The following is a 19,790-nucleotide window of genomic DNA, read 5'->3' as shown; positions in this document are numbered from 1 at the left end:
CCCCTAAATAGCGATGGGCTAAGTAGGCTAACGCTCGACCATTGGCTTGCCCTCCTGGTTGAAAAGCGGCAGTGGGAATTAATAACGTCGTCACCCAAATACTGGCCAGCAGAAATAGGCTCATAATGACGGCGGCAGTCACTAGTAAATGATGGGTATTACGAATCCTTCCCACAGGGTTACTTTCTTGATCCGTAGGGTCACCCTTTACCAGGGGCATAACCACAACCCCCGTTTCAAAACCCGATAGTCCCAAAGCCAGTTTGGGAAACAATAGGGCACTAATTCCTAAAACTATCCAAGGATTATGGTGATGGGCACTCAGACCAGCTTGCCATTGGGGAAAGACCATGGGGTTGAGACTGATTTGATAGATCCCCATGCCAATGACGACCAAATTTAAGCCTAAATAAACAACAACAATGACTACCGCAAAGCCAATCACCTCCCTAAAGCCCTTCAAAAACAATGCCCCCAGCAAGGCAATCAATATGAGAGTGAGGGGAATTTCTTGACCGTGCAACCAGCGAACTAATAGGGGATTTTCAACCAAATGAGCTGTGGCATCGGCGGCGGAGAGAGTAATAGTAATAATAAAATCCGTCCCGGCAAACCCCAGCAAAATCAGTACTAAAAATTTGCCATGCCACCAAGGTAGAGAATGTTCCAACATGGCGATCGATCCTTCTCCGTGGGGGCTGAGTCTAGCCACATTCCGATAAACGGGTAATGCCCCAAATAAGGTGACCAGCACTAAAATCAGGGTCGCAATGGGAGCCATGTCCCCAGCAGCAAGGACAGCAATCCCAGGTTGATAACCCAAAGTCGAAAAATAATCCACTCCGGTTAAACACATCACCTGCCACCAAGGATGTGATGAAACAGGATGTTCATGGGTCGGTGAAGACGGCATAGAACCTAGAAATGGGATAACTTTTGAAGATTTTTCAAGTGTAGGTTAGAACGGCGATCGAGATTGTCCACACATCCATCCGTCAATTTACTGCCACTGCCTTGGATCTGGTTTTTCCCTTGGGTTAATAATGCAATTAAAATAATTATGGGTTCTCAAAAACGACATGACCCATATTTCTTCCCTATGGAGCTTAGAATCCGCACCAATTAAGTCCGAGGCGGTAAAAGTTTGGTCAGTTAACCCGATTCCGACGTCTAGTTTTTTGCCTTAATCGCCTGGTGATGATGACCGGCCCCACGCCAACATTGGGGGAATTATGACTGCTCCCTTTTCTCGCCACAGGGATCGAAACCGAATTATAGAATCCCCCACATCCCTACATCCCTCACCTATTACCAGTTTCGTAACTACGCTTTGGACTTCCTCTATAAATCGCTTTGCCCACGACGACGTGGCTTAGTAGTTCGTAGCCCAGACGCTACTCCCAAATTATTTAGGCCTATTCCCCTACTTTTTGGGAGAAACGAATATTTCCTCAACAAAAAAATCGTTCCAGCTAGATTGTCGCTTCCTTTAGAATGGAAACCAACGCCACATCAATGTCTCTGGGATAAAGTCAATGCCCGCCGCCCTAACCATTAAACTTGATAGCCTATCCTTTTCTGATGAGCAGTTTTATCAACTCTGTTTGGCTAATCGAGAGCTACGTTTTGAGCGTAATTCCCAGGGAGATTTAGTGATCATGTCACCTACCGGAGGCGAAACCAGTAACCGTAACGGCATTTTGATACTACGGCTAGGTCTTTGGGCAGAAATGGATGGCACCGGAATTTTTTTCGACTCTTCTGGGGGCTTTCGCTTACCTAATGGGGCCGACCGATCGCCGGATGCAGCCTGGTTAAAACGGGAACGATGGGAAAGCTTAACCCCGGAACAACAACAGAGATTTGTGCCCCTCTGCCCGGACTTTGTCGTTGAATTAAGATCGCCCAGTGATGACCTAAAACCCCTGCGGGAAAAAATGCGAGAGTATCAAGAAAATGGTGCTCAATTGGGTTGGTTAATTGATCGCCAAACTCGCACCGTAGAAATTTATCGTCCTGGTCAGGCGGTAGAAGTTTTAGAAAATCCTGAAAGCCTCAGTGGTGAGGCTATATTGTCAGAATTTGTTTTAGAGTTAGCGCCGATTTGGTAGATCCCTATCTACTCCCAAATTTCGCAGGCCAGTTCCCCCGCTTTTTGGGAGAAACGAATATTTTCCCGGTAGTCCACGGGACAATCAATGACGGTGGGTACAGGTTGGGCCAAGGCTTCCTTAAGAATGGGGATTAGATCTGCGGCTGCTTCTACCCGGTAACCCTTCAGTCCCATACTTTCGGCAAACTTGACAAAGTCTGGATTGCCAAACTTAATGAAACTGGATTCGCCAAATTGGTTGATCTGTTTCCATTCAATCAGTCCGTAGCCGTTGTCGTTAAAGATCAACGTGACGAAGGGAGTGCCCACCCGCATGGCCGTTTCTAGCTCCTGGCAGTTCATCATAAAACCACCGTCCCCTGTCACCGCGACAATGTTGCGCTCAGGGTAGACCAATTTAGCGGCGATCGCCCCAGGAATGGCAATGCCCATGGCGGCAAAACCGTTGGAGATTAAACAGGTATTGGGACTGTCACAGTGGTAATGGCGGGCCATCCACATCTTGTGGGCCCCCACGTCGGAAATCACCACGTCATCGGGGCCCATCACTTGGCGCAGGTCATAAATGATTTTTTGGGGTTTGACAGGAAAACCATCATCATTGGCATAGCATTCATACTCGGCCCGGATATCCCCCCGCAGGGAAGCGCCGTAGGGAGTGGGTTTCCCTTGGCGATCGCACCGTTTGAGTAAATCCATCAGGGAATCGGTAATGTCCCCCACCACTTCCACTTGGGGAATGTAACTGCTGTCGATTTCCGCTGGGGTGGAGCCAATGTGCACAATGGGCAAATCTCCGGTGGGGTTCCATTTTTTGGGGGAATATTCGATCAGGTCGTAGCCCACCGCAATGACCAAATCACTTTTTTCAAAAGCACAGGTGATGTGATCCCGCTGTTGTAAACCCACCGTCCAGAGGGAAAGGGGATGGGTGTAAGGGATGGTGCCTTTGCCCATGAAGGTGTTGGCCACCGGAATATTCAAACTAGTGGCAAATTCTGTCAGAGCTTCACTGGCTTCGGCCCGGATAGTGCCATTGCCGGCCAAAATAATGGGGTTTTTCGCCTTGGAAATGGCCGTGGCCGCTGTGCCCAAGGTCCGAAAAGCTGCATAAACCTTTTCCCGGCTGTCCCGCCGTAGGGGTTTACCATCCACCGGCATGGCAGCAATATTTTCCGGTAAATCAATGTGGGTCGCCCCCGGTTTTTCGCTCTGGGCCAGTTTAAAAGCTTTTCGTACCACTTCGGGGGTAATACTGGGTCGGACAATTTGCCTAGTCCATTTGGTCACCGGGGCAAACATGGCCACTAAGTCCAAATATTGGTGGGACTCAATGTGCATCCGGTCAGTGCCCACCTGGCCTGTGATGGCCACCAGGGGAGCACCGTCCAAATTGGCATCGGCTACCCCAGTCATGAGGTTGGTAGCTCCGGGCCCGAGGGTGGAAAGACAAACCCCGGCTTTGCCAGTCAAGCGGCCGTAAACGTCGGCCATAAAGGCCGCTCCCTGCTCGTGGCGAGTGGTAATAAAGCGGATGGGTGAGTTTTTCAGCGCTTCGAGGATGTGGAGATTTTCCTCTCCGGGTACGCCAAAAATGTATTCAACATCTTCATTTTCCAGACATTGAACCAATAGGTCTGCAGTGTTCATTTCCCCCATGGTGGTGCCTAGTTCCCCTAGCTGTGTGAGCTATTTGAAATAAAAGTACTTTCAATACCTCCCCCTAGCCTAACGAATCCGGAGGGGTTTTGGCAGGTAATTTCTAGCTTTGCACCCAGGGTTGCCTCGGTAATGGGTTAATCGGCGAGCAAATTTTCCGTAGCAGCGCCTTATTAAGCATTTATTTCAGTGGTTACCACTGTTTTTACCGAGTTGGCAATAAAACATTGTTCATGGGACAGATGATGCATTTTTTCAAGATCTTCTCTTGAAGGAATTCTGTCACCAGTAAACACAATTTTTGGACGGAGAGTAACTTTAGTCATGGATATTCTACCTGATTGGTCATTCTCTACGATGCCTATAGCATCATCAATATAGCTTTCAACTACAAATCTTTTTTTGGCAGCGATTGATAGGAAAAAGAGCATATGACAACTTGATAACGAAGCGACAAATGCCTCTTCAGGATCAACATTCGCTTCGACTGAATACGGTAGAGGTACAACATGAGGTGATGACGAAGCCGATACGCTAACTCCTCCATCAAACTCCCAAACATGTCCGCGACTATATTTATTATCGATATATGGTTCATCTCTTCTGCGAGTCCATTTCACTGAAGCGTAATATTCAGACACTCTTTGTCTCCTTCGGGCTAGTTGATGCTTAACGCTCCCATTATATAGATTACAAAAAGCTTTCATCATAAGTACATGATTTAGCTCACATCAGATCTGTCTTGATTTTCTTAGCTCTTCCTGAAACCGATTTCCTGGGATCGCGAGCTAATATCTCCAAATGCGGTAGCAACCACTCTTTTAATATCGAGTCCTTTATTGCCCATTTACTTAGGGTATCCATTGTATTGTTTAAGACGATCCAATCTGTGTAGTTTTCAAGATTATCTTGAAGAATCTTCTTTGCACTGGTTTTCTGCGCCTCCGACATAAAGATCGAAAGAGTCTGAAATAAATTTGCTAAAGTCCATTGTGCCGAGGGCTGATTAATCTTTGATATTTCAGAAATAAATTTATCAATATACGGAACAAGCCATTCAGGATTTTCTAAGGATATTCTCTTGATGGCATTAGATGTGCGAAGTCGAACAATTTCATCGGCACTGAAATAACAATTGTATAAATCCGAAAGTCTTGCGGAATTGGCTAATACTATATCAACCACCTCAATTGTTCTACCAAGAGAGTTGGGATGCCCTCCTGTAAGCATTTTTTCAAAAGATTCACTTGTCATACCCGTCTTCTCTTTAAGCTAAGGCTTATTTCCCTTCAACATTGTAGGCTATCCGGTAGAGGGGCTTTATTTCTGCATAACTATTGATTATGCAAAAAATTTTCGTATAACACTCTCTACAGTCACGATATGCGGAAATATTGGCACATAACACCATCTAGGAGCGATTGCAAGAAAATTTCGGATCATCATTCCCAAAAACGTGTTGGTTAGATTAGAGTGCGGCAAAGGGCAATAATAGCAGTTGTCTTTCAGTGTCTATAGACGATAAATGCCAACATTCTACGTTTTTTTGCAAAATGCCTAATCGGCGATCGGGGCAATCATTTGCTCCGGAATTACCAAAGCGTCGAACTGTTCTGGGGTCAACAAACCCAAATGCACAGCGGATTGTTTAAGGGTAAGGCCTTGGCTAAAAGCGGTTTTAGCTACTTGGGCGGCATTGTCGTAACCAATGTGGGGATTGAGGGCGGTGACGAGCATTAAGGAATTGTCTAAAAATTCTTTGACTTTGCTTTCGTTTACTTCTAATCCTGTGACCAAATTTTGCTGGAAACTGGCACAGCTATCACTGAGCAAATGAATGGATTGGAGCAAGTTGTGGATGATGACCGGTTTAAACACGTTCAGTTCAAAGTTGCCTTGGCTGGCGGCAAAACCGATGGTGGCATCGTTCCCCATTACCTGCACACAGACCATGGTCAGAGCTTCACATTGGGTGGGGTTAACTTTCCCCGGCATGATGGAAGACCCCGGTTCATTGGCCGGTAGCATCAATTCCCCCAGGCCACAGCGGGGCCCAGAACCCATCCAGCGTAGGTCATTGGCAATTTTCATTAGGGAAGTAGCAATGCTTTTCAGCACTCCACTGACAAAGGCGATCGCCTCGTGGCCGGCCAGGGCAGCAAACTTGTTGGGGGCGGAAACAAAAGGATAGCCGGTTAACTGGGCAATTTCCTGGGCTACTTTTTCAGCAAATTGGGGATGGCTATTTAAGCCGGTGCCCACCGCGGTTCCCCCCAGGGCCAGTTCTAACAATCCTGGTAGGCAATGATTAATTTGGGTTAACCCCTGGTCTAACTGGGCCACATAACCAGAAAATTCTTGGCCGAGGGTCAGGGGCACTGCATCCATCAGATGGGTACGGCCAATTTTGGTGATACTAGCAAAGCTGTCTGCTTTTTCCTGAAGACCATTACGCAGAGCTTGCAAACTGGGAATTAATTTAGTTTGCAGACCTTCCACCGCCGCAATGTGCATCGCCGTAGGGAACGTGTCGTTGGAGGACTGGGACATATTAACGTGGTCATTGGGATGGATCGGATTTTTACTACCCAATTCTCCCCCGCAAATGGCGATCGCCCGATTGGCAATCACTTCGTTAACGTTCATATTGGTTTGGGTGCCACTGCCGGTCTGCCAAATCCGTAAAGGAAAATGGTCTAACCACTGCCCGGCGATAATTTCGTCCGCTGCCTGAATAATTAACTCTGCCTTGTCCCCTGGCAATTTACCGAAATCCCGGTTGGTAATCGCGGCCGCTTTTTTCAATACGGCAAAGGCCCGAATTAAATCCGGTGGCATCACATCACTACCAATGTCAAAAAACATTAGGGAGCGTTGGGTTTGGGCCCCCCAAAGGCGATCGGCTGGCACTTCCAAGGGACCCATGCTGTCGGTTTCAATGCGGTGGGAATTTACCATGGCGAAATTTGCAAATGTTTTTCTAGTGGCAACGCGGTGACCAACAATCAGCAAAAAGGACTAACAGGCGATCGCCCATTAGTCCCCCCATCAAATCAACGGAACCTTTAAAGACTGACGGGCTGTTCAATCCTGGTTAACTTAGCTCCCAGCTTACGCAATTTACCTTCAATGTCTTCGTAACCCCGGTCCAAATGGCGCAAACCTTGGACAATGGTTTTACCTTCGGCGGCTAACCCAGCAATTACCAACGCAGCCGAAGCTCGCAAATCGGTGGACATAACCGGCGCGCCGGAGAGGAAGGGCACCCCTTGAATAAAGGCCGCATTGCCTTTGAGCTTGATATTAGCCCCCATACGTTGTAACTCCGCCACATGTTGGAGACGGTTTTCAAACACAGTTTCCGTGACCACACTGTTACCTTCACTTACCGCCAGCAGAGCCATGAACTGGGCCTGCATATCGGTGGGAAAACCAGGGTAAGGAAGGGTTTCAATATCTGTGCCCCGCAGATCTCGGGGAATTAAACGCACCCGATCCGGGGCATCGATCGCCACTTCTGGGCCAATCTCCCGCAATTTAGCAATGGCGGAGGCCAGGTGATCCGGCACCACAGGGAAAAGACTAATTTCGGAATGGGTGATGGCCCCGGCACAGAGAAATGTGGCCGCCTCAATGCGATCGGGAATAATGGGAAAGTCGGTGCTGTGGAGTTTTTCTACCCCGTTGATAATAATACGACTGGAGCCATCCCCCCGGATCTGGGCCCCCATGGAACGGCAGAAGTTAGCTAAATCAACAATTTCCGGTTCCCGGGCGGCGTTATCAATGACTGTTTCCCCTTCTGCTAGGGTGGCGGCCATCAATATAGTTTCCGTTGCCCCCACACTGGGATAATCCAAGTAAATTTTCGCCCCGGTCAAACGACGACCATTACCCTTAATGCTGGCATTGACTACCCCGTGCTCAATGTGGACGTCAGCACCCATGGCCTGTAAACCCCGCACATGGAGGTCCACCGGCCTGGTGCCAATGGCACACCCCCCTGGTAAAGGCACCTTGGTCATACCCAAACGGGATAGTAGGGGGCCAATGACGAAAAAGCTGGCCCGCAGTTGGGAGACCAAATCATAGGGAGCAGGGCCATGGCCCACGTGACTGGCATCCACCACCAGGCGATCGCCATCCCGTTTGAGCTTGACCCCAATGGCAGCCAAAATTTGGCACATTTTGTCAATATCGGCCAGGGCAGGCAGATTACTGAGGCGACAATCATCGGAACAAAGGATGGTACCGGCCATGATCGCCAAAGCGGAATTTTTAGCCCCACTAATGCGGACTTCCCCCCGTAGGGAGGCCCGGCCTTCAATTTCAATAACCGTCTGGGTTTCTTCGGTAGCAGTAGGGGTAGCAACTTGGAGCACGGGTTTTCACAACCTCCAACAAAAGGGGAAAAAAGTTAACACCAGTCCTTTGGTTTCGTCGTCAGGGGAATTGTCAACCCATTGTTGCCCACACCCCACCAACGTCTATCCCAGGACAACCCAGACAAGATCAACAAATTATGTTTATCAACCAATGTGTTTTTAGCATTCAATGGGATTGTTCAGCAAGAACTGTGCAAAACCAATTGTCTAGGCAAATATGCTTAACATCCTATACCGGATAAGTCAATTTGTAACATTCAGTTTACAAATCGCCCGGAGTAGGGTGAGTAAGCTGGGCCTATAGATAGGGCTGGACGTGCCAAAAGTTCCCCTCTCCTTAGCCATGCCAGAACAACGCTTTACTCCAAGTTCTCCGACAATTCAGTTTTTGAGTTTTGCCCTCTCAAAAAATACTTCCCAGTCTGGAGAGTAATTGTTGAAGGGTCTCACTTAAATTGTGGTAGGCTCCCACTCAATGAAGATAATCAGAACTTTACTTTAGCCGTTATTTTTATTCATTAAAGCCATGGGTTGCCCAGATTTTGCCACCAATGTCACTTTTCTCCCTACTAGACAAGCTAAGCGTCCCCGCCATCGTAAAAGGTCTAAACGTCGCCCCATCCATTGCCCGATCCACGGTTGTTACCTAGATAGCGTCAGCCAAAAACATGGACTCTATGCTGATCAAATTGTCCAACTACGGAGCCGGGGCTACACCCATAAAAAAGCTAGTCTCGTGCTTGGCGATCGCCCTACTGTCAGTCTCACCGGAGAATGGCTAGAAGAATTTTGGTGCCCGGAATGTCAAAGCAAGCAATGGTACTATGTACGCAAGGAAGCCAATATTTACGTTGTTACCCCGGCGCCCCGTAGTCTTTGGCAAACTGCCACCGGAGTAATTGATCCCAAGGGAAATACTTCCGTCAGTCAATACACTAAGACTAATGCTAATCAACACCGACTCAAATCATCCCGCTTTAATTTTTAGAGGTAGGGGAAGCCAGTACCATTTTGCCTCCCTTGGTAAGACGATAGGGGATACCCCGCCATAGCACTTGCCGTTGGGAAAAGGATAGGGCCCAAAAAATTAGGCCACAGCAGTCCCTCAGCGGCAATAACGCCAAATAGCGGAGGCTTTCCCCATCTTCTAGTTGCCGTGCAACTGTGGCTGCCGTTCCATAACGAATAGCTAGGGTTATGAGCAAAATCAACCAAGCCCAGGGCTCAGACCAGTGACAAAGGCTGAACACAAGGGCAAAGGGCACGGCACGGATGATGACAGTGGCTAAAAACGGGGCGGGACGGGCGAGATAGGTGTTTTGATCCCAATAAATCTGATGACTCCACCAACTTTGCCATTGCCCTAAGTCCACGACCGCGTCAATCACATAGGGCAACAACACCATTTTTAAGCCACTGGTCCAAACCCTCCTGCCCAGTTCAAAGTCTTCCACCAAATAGTCTGCCAAGGCGGTTAGTCCCCCCAATTGGGCCAGAGTCGATCGCCGAATGGCAATGGAAGGGCCTAAACAAGCTTTGGAGGCTCCGGTTACTTCCGCAAAAAGAACACTGGGCATAAAGTCAGCGTTGATGGTTAGCAGTTCTAAAGCTTCGTACCAGGTTTGGGCTTGGGTCAACTTAAAGGGAGTAGTTACACAACCCACGAGGGGATCGGCCAGGGGACTGACTATGGTTGCCAGGTAATCGGGGCGCAAATGGGTGTCACTGTCGCTAATCACCAAAATGTCATATTTAGCCTGTTTTAATCCCCCCAGGAGATTATTGACTTTACCGTTGGCCCCCTGTTCAACCTGATCCACGGCGACAATGATTTTTTCTGAACCCAACTCTGCTTGCAGCTTTTTGACTACGGCCAGGGCCGGATCCTCTGGATCTTGCACACAGTAAATCACTTCATAGGCCGGATAATTCTGCTGGGCAATGGTGCGTAAATTAACTTCTAGGTTTTTTTCCAAACCCCGCACTGGCTTCAACACCGATACCCCAGGTTGGAAATCTTGCTTGGGCAGGGATCTTCCCAGAAAAATCTTGGTGGTAACCACCGTCAGCAGGTTATACACAATGCCCCCGGCTATGGGCAATAAACATAACCAGGACAAAATTTCCCACCATTGGCCAACATTCACCCCGATCCAATCTCCGTCGCTAGAACAATGCCGACCCCTAACCCTAGCAGATGGGGCGATCGCCATGTTGTATGGCCGCCATACCTAAAAAAATTAAATTGTCATTCAGGGCCACCGCAAGATTAGGGAAATACTGCCCCAATAGCACATGCAGTATCTTGCCATCTCCTCCGGTCATAACCATGGCGGTGCCGGGAAATTGTGCTTGCCAAGCCTGGAGATAACCTTGCAATGCCCCCAACATTCCATAGGTAACACCGCTAAAAACGGCGCTGGGGGTATCCAAAGCCCAACGGTTAGGTAACTGGGACAACTGGGTTAATGAGCCTAACTCTAACTTGGGGAGGGCCGCCAGGCGATCGCCAAGGATTTGTAACTGCAATCCCAAACCGGGCAGGATCGCTCCTCCCACCAGTTTTTTATCTTGGTCAAAACCAGTAATGGTCAAGGCAGTGCCCCCATCGATGACTAAACAGGGAAAACCGTAGACCAGCCCCGCCCCCAAGCCAGCTAAAGCCCGGTCAATGCCAAAGCTGGGGTAAATATTACCTAGGGGAATATCCTTTAGGGTCAATATTCTCGGTTGATATGCTTGCCAAACTTCGGTTTGCTCCGGCACCACCGACGCCAATACAAAGGGCACTTCCTTCAACAAAACCGGCAACTGATCCAAAGCGGGGCTGTAATCTGTAACCCAGGTTTGCAGGGGAGTATTGCCGCTACAATATGCCCAGTGCAAACGGGAGTTGCCTATCATTAGGCCTAACCAAGGTTTTTGTTTGTCATTATCCAGGGCTAAACCAAAACCCGGCTTCAATGTTTCCACGGTAACCAAATGCCTGCCCCCGGCAGACTGAGCTAATCTAGCTTTCCCATTAGACCACGGCTAACCAGAGTGATTAACTATGAGTCGCAAAAATCTCATCCTATTGGCGGTTTACGTTGCTTTTACCCTGGGAATTAGTCTGTGGCTGGGGCAACGGGCCTACCAATGGTTACCCCCTGCGGCCGCCCAGGAAGCACAACCCGTGGGGGATTTATTTAGTTTTTTGGTCAGCCTTGGTAGCGTGGTCTTTCTGGGAGTAGCGGGGGCCATGGCCTACTCCATTATTTTCTATCGATTCAGTCTGCAAAATCCCCAGGGGGCACCTATTCGGGGTAATGCCCGTTTGGAAATTTTTTGGACAGTGGTGCCGATTATTTTGGTGACCTGGATTGCTTGGTACAGCTACGTCATTTACCAACGGATGAATGTGCTCGGCCCCTTACCCGTGGTAGAAGTGCCTCAATTGCTAGGGGAAAAGGCGATCGCCGCCGGCCCTCCTGCGGAATTGGCCATGGCCCAGGGGAGCAATATCAACCCCGAAAAAATTGGCGTAGAAGTGAAACAATGGCTGTGGACTTTTACCTATCCCAATGCCGGGGTGACTAGCCATGAATTACATTTGCCCCTCGATCGCCGGGTAACGTTGAACATGACTTCGGCGGACGTGCTCCATGGGTTTTACGTGCCCAATTTCCGCATTAAGCAGGACATTGTGCCCAACCGGGAAATCGAATTTAGTTTTACCCCCAATCGCCTGGGGGAATACAAACTCCACGACTCCCAATTTAGCGGCACCTACTTCGCCGTGATGACAGCTCCCGTAGTGGTGCAATCTGTGTCCGATTACCAAGCCTGGTTAGAAAGTCAAAAATCCCTCGCCCCAGGGCAATTGCCCAATCCGGCCCTGGATGAATTCAACCAAACCCCTGGCACTCCCCTCAAAAGTGGTTGGCCCACCGTTTCCCCTGCAACTCGTAAATAACGACTGGGAATTAGGTTGTCATCCCGAGCCAGCAATCCACCGCTGGTAGTAAAGATTTGTAAACTATAATGACTTAGAATTTGAATGTAGTTTTAGCGGTAGGGACTGAATGGAAAAACTAATGCGGATTGAGCGGCTGTTACTAATTGGGCACATTGCCTCCATGGGTTTTGGTCTGGCCGGACTATTGCTGGTGTTACCCCACCCAGAATTTGTGGCCCAGTTACCTCCCATTGGCCAGACAGCTTTCCAGTGGTCCATGGCTGGTGGCGGCGTAGCTTACATGATCCTAGGCTTTGCCGCTGTGGCTGTTTATGCCTTCCGCACCTTGGGGTTGTTGCCTACCCTCGGATTTTTGATTCCCGCCTTGGGCATTTCCGTGTCCGCCGAACTGTTGGGGACTAGCACCGGTTTTCCCTTTGGTTACTATCGCTACCTATCGGGCTTAGGCTACAAAATTGCTGGTCTAGTGCCCTTCACCATTCCCCTTTCCTGGTTTTATCTAGGATTTTGCTCCTACCTCCTGGTACGGGCAGGGCTACGTCACAGTAATTTGCCCCGTTTTGGCCAGGAGTTGACGGCGATCGCCGTGGGGGCAACTTTGTTAATGTCCTGGGACTTCGTTTTGGACCCCGCCATGAGCCAAACCACTATGCCCTTTTGGGTATGGGATGTGCCGGGGGGATTTTTCGGTATGCCCTATCAAAACTTCGCCGGGTGGTTCTGCACCGGGGCCATATTTATGATCGTGGCGACCATTATTTGGCGAGTTAATAAAGTTGAAATTCCCGAAGCTGACTACTCCCTTCCCCTGGCCATGTACCTGGGCAATTTCGGCTTCGCCATGGTGATGAGTATTGGAGCCCATATTTATCCCCCCATTTTTCTCGGCTTTTTGTTGGGCGTTGCACCGGCATTATATTTCTACCGTCGGGCTGGGGAAGATTCCCGTTCCACCGCCGTTTCCCGTTTAAAGTCTGTAATTGAAAAGGATAAATCGGATTTGGCCGCTGCCAAGTAGTTGGTACAGTAGGGGAGTGGCCTAGGGTCACTTTTTCGTCTTCCTGACTATGTTTTATGTCTAGCTCTCCAATTTTGTCGGTGGCCGTCCTGGGTACGGGTTTTGGCCAGGCTGTCCATTTACCGGCTCTGCAATACCACGATCAAACCCAGGCGATCGCCGTTTACCATCGGGATTTGACCAAGGCCCAGGAAGTAGCTAAATCCCAGGATTTACCCCACAGTTATGACAATTTGCCGGAGTTGCTGGCTAATCCAAATATCAAAGCAGTGACCGTTGCCAGTCCCCCCTTCCTCCATTTTGAGATGGCTAGGGACGCGATTGTAGCCGGCAAACATGTGTTGTTGGAAAAACCCATGACCTTAAGGGTAGAGGAAACGATTGAACTTTATCACTTGGCCCAGCAACGGGGGGTGACGGTGATGCCGGATTTTGAGTTTCGCTTTGTGCCCGCTTGGCAATATGTGGCGGAACTTTTGGAACGGGAAATTTTGGGCAAACTAAGGTTAATTAAAGTGGATTGGCTGGTGGGCAGTAGGGCCAATGCTGAACGAGCTTGGAATTGGTATGCCCAACGGGAAAAAGGCGGGGGAGCTTTAGGGGCCTTAGCTTCCCACACGTTCGATTATTTGCACTGGTTATTTGGCCCGGCCCACAGTTTGTCCGCTAATTTGAGTGTGGCGATCGCCGAACGGCCTGATCCCCTCGACAATAATCGTTTGAAGCCAGTGACAGCAGAGGATACAGCGCTAATCAGTTTAACCTTGGACAATGATATTCCCTGCCAAGTAAATATCACCTCCGTCGCCCATGGTGGTCGGGGCCATTGGCTGGAGATTTACGGCGAAAAAGGTAGTTTGGTGTTGGGCAGTGACAACCTGAAGGATTATGTCCATGGTTTCAAAATTTTCCACCATCCTGCCGGGGAACCAATGCAGGAACTAAAAGTACCAACCCGTTTGGATTTTCCTAAGGTATTTGCCGATGGTCGCCTTGCTCCGGTGGTACGGGTGGTGGATGAATGGGCACAGAGTATTTTCCAAAAGAGAACTCCTACACCATCTTTGCGCCATGGGGTTTACTCCCAACTATTAATGGATTTGACCCACCAAGCCCATCAACAACAGCAATGGGTGCCTGTGCCGGATCTTGATCGCCTTTTGGCCCGATAGTTTCCCATGGCCAAAGTTCCGCCCCTGATTGTTATTTGTGGCACCACCGCCAGTGGCAAGTCCCAACTAGCCCTTGATTTGGCCCAGAGGTTAAACGCAGTTATTTTAGGGGCCGATTCTCGACAAATTTACCGACAATTGGACATTGGCACCGCTAAACCCAGCCTCGGCGATCGCCAACGGGTGCCCCATTACCTGATTGACATTTGTGAACCAACGGAAAATTTCACCCTAGCGGAATATCAACGGCAAGCCCAGGAGTTAATTGCGTCATTAAGCCAACCCATTCTTCTGGTGGGAGGCACTGGTTTGTACATTCAGGCGATCGTTCGGGGGTTGAAAATTCCCGCCGTTCCACCCCAAGCCGATCTACGGGAACAGTTGGCTAACTTGGGACAAACTTTTTGTTATCAACTGTTGGGTCAAGTGGACCCCATGGCCCAAAGCAAAATTGAACCCCCTGATGTGGTGCGTACCCTAAGGGCTTTGGAAGTTTTCTACACCACTGGGCAACCCATTTCTGTTCTCCAAGGGGAAAATCCCCCCAATTATCCCATTGTGCAAATTGGCCTGGGGCTGGAACCGGAGCAACTCCAGCCGAGAATTGTCCGCCGTACCCACGCCATGATTGAGGCTGGTTTAGTAGAGGAAGTGGAAAGTTTAATCCATCAGTACGGAGAAAACTTACCCCTCCTCCATACCCTTGGTTATGCCGAAATTACACAACATCTCCAGGGCAAAATATCCCTGCCCCAAGCCACGGAGTCCATCATTGTCCACACCAGGCAATTTGCCAAACGTCAACGCACTTGGTTCCGCAAGGATTCGGCCATCCATTGGTTTGATGCTAACCAGGGAAACCTATTAAATTCGGTGACAAAACTAGTACAAGTCCAGGAAAATAGAGGAATGTTTTAAGTATTGCGGGGTGAAATAGTTCTTAAAATGGCATCATTGCTAGTTTCCCCCCAGGACTTTTACGCTTATGGCCATGGATAAGGACACGAAATTTGCCCTATTGGTGATGGGAGTCCCTCTTTTGGGTGTGCTCTATTGCGCCTTCATTTTGGCAGTGATGCTTTCCTCGGAAACTGCCCGACAACATCCCATTATTACCGGCACTATCTTCGTGTTGGCTCCTTCTCTTATTTCTGGCACCATTTGGTTAAGGGCTTCTTTTAAGGCCAGAAAACAGGAAAACTTGGGGCTTTAATGGGCATTCTTTATCTGGTGGCAACTCCCATTGGTAATTTGGGCGATATGACTCCTCGGGCGATCAAAACCCTGCAGGAGGTTGATTTAATTGCGGCGGAAGATACCAGGCACACGGGCAAGTTATTACAACATTTCCAAATCACCACGCCCCAGATTAGTTACCACGACCATAATCGCCATGGCCGCACCCAGGAGCTATTGGCCAAATTACAAAAGGGACAAAACATTGCTTTGGTGAGTGATGCGGGTACTCCAGGCATTTCCGATCCAGGGCAGGAGTTGGTGGCGGCCTGTGGAGAATCAAATATTGAGGTGATACCTATTCCCGGAGCAACAGCTTTAATTGCGGCTTTAATTAGTTCCGGTTTAGCCACAGAACGTTTTGTTTTTGAAGGTTTTTTACCCACGAAAAACCAATCTCGACAGCAATTGTTACAGAGTCTAGTACAGGAACAGCGCACTATTATCCTCTACGAAGCGCCCCACCGTTTATTGACCACGTTGACTGATCTGCAGACTGTTTTAGGCGCAGAAAGGAACTTAACTGTGGCTCGGGAATTAACTAAATACCATGAACAATTTTGGCGAGGGAATCTGCAAACGGCGATCGCCTATTTCACGGAAAACACACCGAAAGGGGAATTTTGCTTGGTAATTGCCGGGGCTCCAGCAGACGACAGGCCCAGCTTCTCTGAAGAGAATTTGCGGGACGAATTGAAAAACTTAATAAATAAAGGCTTAAGTCGTTCCCAAGCCAGCAAACAATTAGCGGAAGTAACCCGGCTACCCCGTCGGCAACTTTATCAACTCAGTTTGGAAATAGAAGCTGATAGCTGAAACCCGATTCTTGGCCAGCCTCCATGGCAAAACCCACCTCTGGAAATTCACTAAATTTTTCGCTCAGGAGTTCCAGCTTGGGCCGCTAGCCATTGTTTTAATTCTGTGAAATCAGAGCAGTCCAACAGCACTTCTCCCAACTGCTCCAATTGGGGCACAGTTAGAGTGTCAATTCTCGTCAGATTAACTTCATCCAACTCGCCAAAACGATGCTTAATTTGTTTGAGTAGCAGAGATTTTTGTCCACATTCAATGCCTTGAAGCATCCAACTGGTTGTTAACTGCATAACGTCCTCCTGTTCTGGGGGGGAAAATTCGGCGATGGTTTCTTTGAAAATTGTCTCTTCCGCTTGATTGAGAGTGAGATAGGTGTCCACAAAGCCAGAGATTAATTGCATTCTAGCCGGATCAAGCTTGAGGGTTACCAATAGTCGCAAACATTCAGCCTTAACTTTGGCACGGTCGGGGGGAGCAATCTGCATTTTGGCCATTAATGCCGAAGCAATGGGATTAGGTTGAGACAAAAAATCCCGCCAGTGGAGTTGGTTAAGTTGAAGAACTCTATATTTAAAATCTAGTACTAGTAAGTCGGGAAAATTAACACAGTATTCCTGGGGAGCTGGCTTTAAAGGACGATCGTAGGAAAAAATTACGATGGGATAAACTGGCAAAGAAAATTTAGCATGGAGACGGGCAAAGTAATGAAACATCCGCTGATTAAACTGGGATTGGTTGGTAGCCTGGGCTTCCACATGGATGAGGAAATAGGCATCTTGCCCCTTAAATTTGGCTTGGACGATCAGATCGCTCTCATGTCTTTCGCCAAAGGTTACATCCGTGAAAATTTCCTTGTCGAGAAAAATTAAGGAATCTTGGTCTAAGTAATCCAAGACCTGGGGAAAAAACAAATCAAGAAACTCTACAAAAAAAGTTGTCAAAAGTTCCTTGAAGAGGCGATCGTGGTCAATCATTCTTGATGGCGAGATTTGAAATCTTCAATAGTCATGGCCAAACCCTGATCTAGGGGAATGGTTGGTTGCCAATCTAAATAGTTTTTTGCCAAGGTAATATCCGGTTGCCGCTGTTTGGGGTCATCCTCCGGTAGGGGTTGGTAAATTAACTCCGCATCAGGATTAATGGCGGTCTGGATTTTTTCTGCCAGTTGCAAAATGGTATATTCCCCCGGATTACCCAAATTAACTGGGCCAATGTAATCCCCATTCATGAGGCGCATTAGACCTTCCACCAAGTCAGATACGTAGCAGAAACTGCGGGTTTGGGAGCCATCGCCAAAAACTGTGAGGGGTTTACCCTGTAATGCTTGAACAATAAAGTTACTTACCACCCGGCCATCGTTTTCCAACATTCGGGGGCCATAGGTGTTGAATATCCTTGCTACTCTAATATCAACTTTGTGCTCCCGATAGTATTCAAAAGCTAGGGTTTCTGCCACCCGCTTCCCTTCGTCGTAACAGGCTCTTGGACCAATTGTATTAACATTGCCCCGATAGCTTTCCGGTTGGGGATGAACGTCTGGATCGCCATACACTTCCGAGGTGGATGCCAATAAAAACCTTGCGCCAACCCGTTTAGCTAAACCCAACATATACAAAGTCCCCATCACATTGGTTTTGATGGTTTTAACGGGATTGAATTGGTAATGGACGGGGGAGGCTGGGCAGGCTAGATGGTAAACCTGGTCGACTTCCAAGCGAATGGGTTCGGTAACGTCGTGGCGAATGAGTTCAAAATTGGGATTATCTAACCATTGGATAATGTTCCGCTTTGTGCCGGTGTAAAAGTTATCCAGGCATAAAACTTCGTGGCCCTGGGCCATCAGGCGATCGATAAGATGGGAACCAATGAAGCCTGCTCCCCCTGTGACCAAAATCCGCATCTTTACCCCAACTTGTACAAATGGCGTCATTTTAGCATTTGGCAAATGCCTAGACAGCAATGAAATTCAATATGTCTATCCCCCACAGAGGAAAGGTTTGCGATCAATCCAATAGCCCCGGAATGGTTTTAATTTCCAGCCGTTGCTCCGCTAGTTCCACGGTAGGTACAATGGCTTCAACGAAGGGGATGAGCACTTCTTTGTCCGGGCTTTTATCCAAAGTTATCCCTAACAAATCGTTGCCGGCGCTATAGAAATCTGTCACTATCCCTAGGCGATCGCCATTGTTGTGGTCGTAAACAATCAACCCCAATAAATCAGTGACATGGAATTCCCCCGGCTCCAACGGTAGGCGATCGGTGGCGGGCACCAATAGTTGGTAATTGACCAAGGCTTCCGCCTGATTGCGGTCGGTAATTTCAGCGAAACGAAGAATATAAAGGTTTTTGCCAGGAATTTGTTTGCCCTTTTTGAGCGTGAGGGGTTGGGGGGCATCCTGAGCTGTTTTTCTAATCCACCGCTGACCCTTGGTTAAAAATCTTTCGGGGAAATCTGAGGCTGAAAGAACCCGCACTTCCCCCTGAATGCCCTGGGGTGCAACAATGGTACCAATTTCTAGCCAATTTTCCGTTTCCATGGTTTGGATCATATTTTTTTGATGTTTCGTTAAAATTTCTCGGACTCCACCATCGTTCGTCTTTTGAGGGACTGTTGACAAAGTTTTAGTTTGGCTTCTAAACCCCCCAATACTGGGAGACTTTTCTCTAGTTTTCCGCGAAACTAAGGAGGACCAAAGGCTTTTTAAACAGAAACCTATTGTCCACTGGGAAATAGCTAATTGGTGACGTAAAGCTGACCTACCTGCTCCACCGCAAGGCGGGACTGAATACCCAAGGTCAAAGGAGAGCGATCGCCGTTGTGGAAATGGTCAGCGGCGGCACAGGCAATCATGGCGGCATTATCAGTACAAAATTTTAAGGGTGGGAAAAAAACCTGCAATTGATTTTCCTCGGCGGCGGCTTGGAGATGATAGCGTAGGCGGCTATTGGCGGCCACCCCTCCTCCCACAGTAATGGTGGTTAAGCCATGGTCCAATGCACAACGAATAGTTTTCTTGGTCAGGGAACGGGCCACCGTATCTTGGAAACTGGCTGCTAAATCATCCACGGGGAAAGGTTCTGGGCTTTGCTTTAGCTCCTGGGTAAGGCGCAACATGGCAGTTTTCAAACCACTAAAACTGGAGTCGTAGGGATGGTATCCCCCCTGGGGTAGGGAAATTTTTCCCTCGGGTAACTTAAAAGCAGCCGCATCGCCATTTTTAGCCGCTCGGTCAATGGCCGGCCCCCCTGGGTAACCTAAATCCAGCAGACGAGCTACCTTGTCAAACGCTTCCCCCGCTGCATCATCCCTGGTGGTGCCCAATTGTCGGTAATCGCCACAGCCCTTAACGTGGATCAAACTGGTATGCCCACCGGATACCAATAGGCACAAAAAGGGTGGCTGCAACTCCGGCTGACTCAGATAGCTGGCATAGAT

19 protein-coding genes and 2 pseudogenes are annotated in these 19,790 nt (G+C 48.6%); 9 read left to right on the top strand and 12 right to left on the bottom strand.

All coding sequences use genetic code 11. The features are described 5' to 3' along the window. Positions 1–913: pseudogene (locus IQ219_RS04620) on the bottom strand (amino acid transporter); the annotation flags it as partial. 260 nt (positions 914–1,173) lie between these two features. Between IQ219_RS04620 and IQ219_RS04615 the strand changes: the two are divergent. Then, positions 1,174–1,376, top strand: a pseudogene (locus tag IQ219_RS04615) (ABC transporter ATP-binding protein); the annotation flags it as partial. Between the two features lie 159 nt (positions 1,377–1,535). Further along, complete coding sequence (locus IQ219_RS04610; protein WP_194071877.1) at positions 1,536–2,111, top strand: Uma2 family endonuclease; 576 nt, start codon at positions 1,536–1,538, stop codon at positions 2,109–2,111. A gap of 8 nt (positions 2,112–2,119) precedes the next feature. Here the strand turns inward: IQ219_RS04610 and IQ219_RS04605 are convergent, their stop codons facing one another. The 5 genes from IQ219_RS04605 to murA form a co-directional block, all read right to left on the bottom strand. Next, entirely contained in the window at positions 2,120–3,772 is a 1,653-nt protein-coding gene (locus IQ219_RS04605; protein ID WP_190597888.1) for an acetolactate synthase large subunit, read from the bottom strand. A gap of 173 nt (positions 3,773–3,945) precedes the next feature. Beyond that, the gene (locus tag IQ219_RS04600; protein ID WP_194071876.1) at positions 3,946–4,413 is read right to left on the bottom strand and encodes an OsmC family protein; all 468 of its coding nucleotides are present in this window, start codon (positions 4,411–4,413) and stop codon (positions 3,946–3,948) included. An 85-nt stretch (positions 4,414–4,498) separates the two neighbouring features. Further along, positions 4,499–5,026 (bottom strand): hypothetical protein, encoded by a 528-nt coding sequence (locus IQ219_RS04595; RefSeq protein ID WP_194071875.1) that lies wholly within the window; start codon positions 5,024–5,026, stop codon positions 4,499–4,501. A 303-nt stretch (positions 5,027–5,329) separates the two neighbouring features. Beyond that, positions 5,330–6,730 carry a class II fumarate hydratase gene (gene fumC, locus IQ219_RS04590; protein ID WP_194071874.1) on the bottom strand — a complete coding sequence of 467 codons (1,401 nt, stop codon included), beginning with the start codon at positions 6,728–6,730 and terminating at the stop codon, positions 5,330–5,332. Between the two features lie 107 nt (positions 6,731–6,837). Continuing rightward, complete coding sequence (gene murA / locus IQ219_RS04585; RefSeq protein ID WP_190597892.1) at positions 6,838–8,154, bottom strand: UDP-N-acetylglucosamine 1-carboxyvinyltransferase; 1,317 nt, start codon at positions 8,152–8,154, stop codon at positions 6,838–6,840. 529 nt (positions 8,155–8,683) lie between these two features. Between murA and IQ219_RS04580 the strand changes: the two genes are divergently transcribed. Continuing rightward, complete coding sequence (locus tag IQ219_RS04580; protein WP_194071873.1) at positions 8,684–9,145, top strand: hypothetical protein; 462 nt, start codon at positions 8,684–8,686, stop codon at positions 9,143–9,145. Here IQ219_RS04580 and hpnI read toward each other — a convergent pair. Together hpnI and IQ219_RS04570 are read right to left on the bottom strand one after the other, a co-directional pair. Beyond that, the gene (gene hpnI / locus IQ219_RS04575) at positions 9,135–10,370 is read right to left on the bottom strand and encodes a bacteriohopanetetrol glucosamine biosynthesis glycosyltransferase HpnI (RefSeq protein WP_228016708.1); all 1,236 of its coding nucleotides are present in this window, start codon (positions 10,368–10,370) and stop codon (positions 9,135–9,137) included. The two genes, IQ219_RS04580 and hpnI, sit on opposite strands and share 11 nt — an antisense overlap. Next, the gene (locus tag IQ219_RS04570; protein WP_194071872.1) at positions 10,348–11,130 is read right to left on the bottom strand and encodes a pantothenate kinase; all 783 of its coding nucleotides are present in this window, start codon (positions 11,128–11,130) and stop codon (positions 10,348–10,350) included. The genes hpnI and IQ219_RS04570 overlap by 23 nt, the downstream gene beginning before the upstream one ends. Positions 11,131–11,209: 79 nt before the next feature. On the opposite strand from IQ219_RS04570, the gene IQ219_RS04565 reads away from it, so the two are divergent. The 6 genes from IQ219_RS04565 (at position 11,210) to rsmI (ending at position 16,357) form a co-directional block, all read left to right on the top strand. Continuing rightward, a complete protein-coding gene (locus IQ219_RS04565; protein WP_194071871.1) occupies positions 11,210–12,112 on the top strand; it encodes a cytochrome c oxidase subunit II in 903 nt (300 codons plus the stop codon). A gap of 109 nt (positions 12,113–12,221) precedes the next feature. Then, the gene (cruF, locus tag IQ219_RS04560; RefSeq protein ID WP_194017120.1) at positions 12,222–13,133 is read left to right on the top strand and encodes a gamma-carotene 1'-hydroxylase CruF; all 912 of its coding nucleotides are present in this window, start codon (positions 12,222–12,224) and stop codon (positions 13,131–13,133) included. 56 nt (positions 13,134–13,189) lie between these two features. Then, positions 13,190–14,305: a Gfo/Idh/MocA family protein gene (locus tag IQ219_RS04555; protein WP_194071870.1), complete on the top strand. Its 1,116-nt coding sequence runs from the start codon at positions 13,190–13,192 to the stop codon at positions 14,303–14,305. 6 nt (positions 14,306–14,311) lie between these two features. Continuing rightward, positions 14,312–15,223, top strand: a complete 912-nt coding sequence (miaA, locus tag IQ219_RS04550) for a tRNA (adenosine(37)-N6)-dimethylallyltransferase MiaA (RefSeq protein WP_194071869.1) — start codon at positions 14,312–14,314, stop codon at positions 15,221–15,223. A gap of 73 nt (positions 15,224–15,296) precedes the next feature. Then, the gene (locus tag IQ219_RS04545; protein WP_223342472.1) at positions 15,297–15,518 is read left to right on the top strand and encodes a hypothetical protein; all 222 of its coding nucleotides are present in this window, start codon (positions 15,297–15,299) and stop codon (positions 15,516–15,518) included. Next, positions 15,518–16,357 (top strand): 16S rRNA (cytidine(1402)-2'-O)-methyltransferase, encoded by an 840-nt coding sequence (gene rsmI / locus IQ219_RS04540; protein WP_194071868.1) that lies wholly within the window; start codon positions 15,518–15,520, stop codon positions 16,355–16,357. Before IQ219_RS04545 ends, rsmI begins: the two co-directional genes overlap by 1 nt. Positions 16,358–16,407: 50 nt before the next feature. On the opposite strand, the gene IQ219_RS04535 is transcribed toward rsmI, so the two are convergent. The 4 genes from IQ219_RS04535 to IQ219_RS04520 all read right to left on the bottom strand — a co-directional run. Then, positions 16,408–17,328, bottom strand: coding sequence for a DUF4351 domain-containing protein (locus IQ219_RS04535; RefSeq protein ID WP_194071867.1), 921 nt, complete (start codon positions 17,326–17,328; stop codon positions 16,408–16,410). Then, the gene (locus tag IQ219_RS04530) at positions 17,325–18,254 is read right to left on the bottom strand and encodes a UDP-glucuronic acid decarboxylase family protein (protein WP_190597951.1); all 930 of its coding nucleotides are present in this window, start codon (positions 18,252–18,254) and stop codon (positions 17,325–17,327) included. Before IQ219_RS04530 ends, IQ219_RS04535 begins: the two co-directional genes overlap by 4 nt. Before the next feature lie 103 nt (positions 18,255–18,357). Then, positions 18,358–18,903, bottom strand: coding sequence for a ribosome maturation factor RimM (gene rimM / locus IQ219_RS04525; RefSeq protein ID WP_194071866.1), 546 nt, complete (start codon positions 18,901–18,903; stop codon positions 18,358–18,360). A 185-nt stretch (positions 18,904–19,088) separates the two neighbouring features. After that, on the bottom strand, positions 19,089–19,790 hold a 702-nt coding region (locus IQ219_RS04520; RefSeq protein ID WP_194071865.1), incomplete at its 5' end, for a tRNA (adenosine(37)-N6)-threonylcarbamoyltransferase complex transferase subunit TsaD.

It is taken from the genome of Synechocystis sp. LEGE 06083 (assembly GCF_015207725.1).
GTDB classification, from domain to species: Bacteria; Cyanobacteriota; Cyanobacteriia; order Cyanobacteriales; family Microcystaceae; genus Synechocystis; species Synechocystis salina.
The sequence above is the reverse complement of the archived record's forward strand: the minus strand, read 5'-3'. Positions and strand labels throughout refer to the sequence as shown.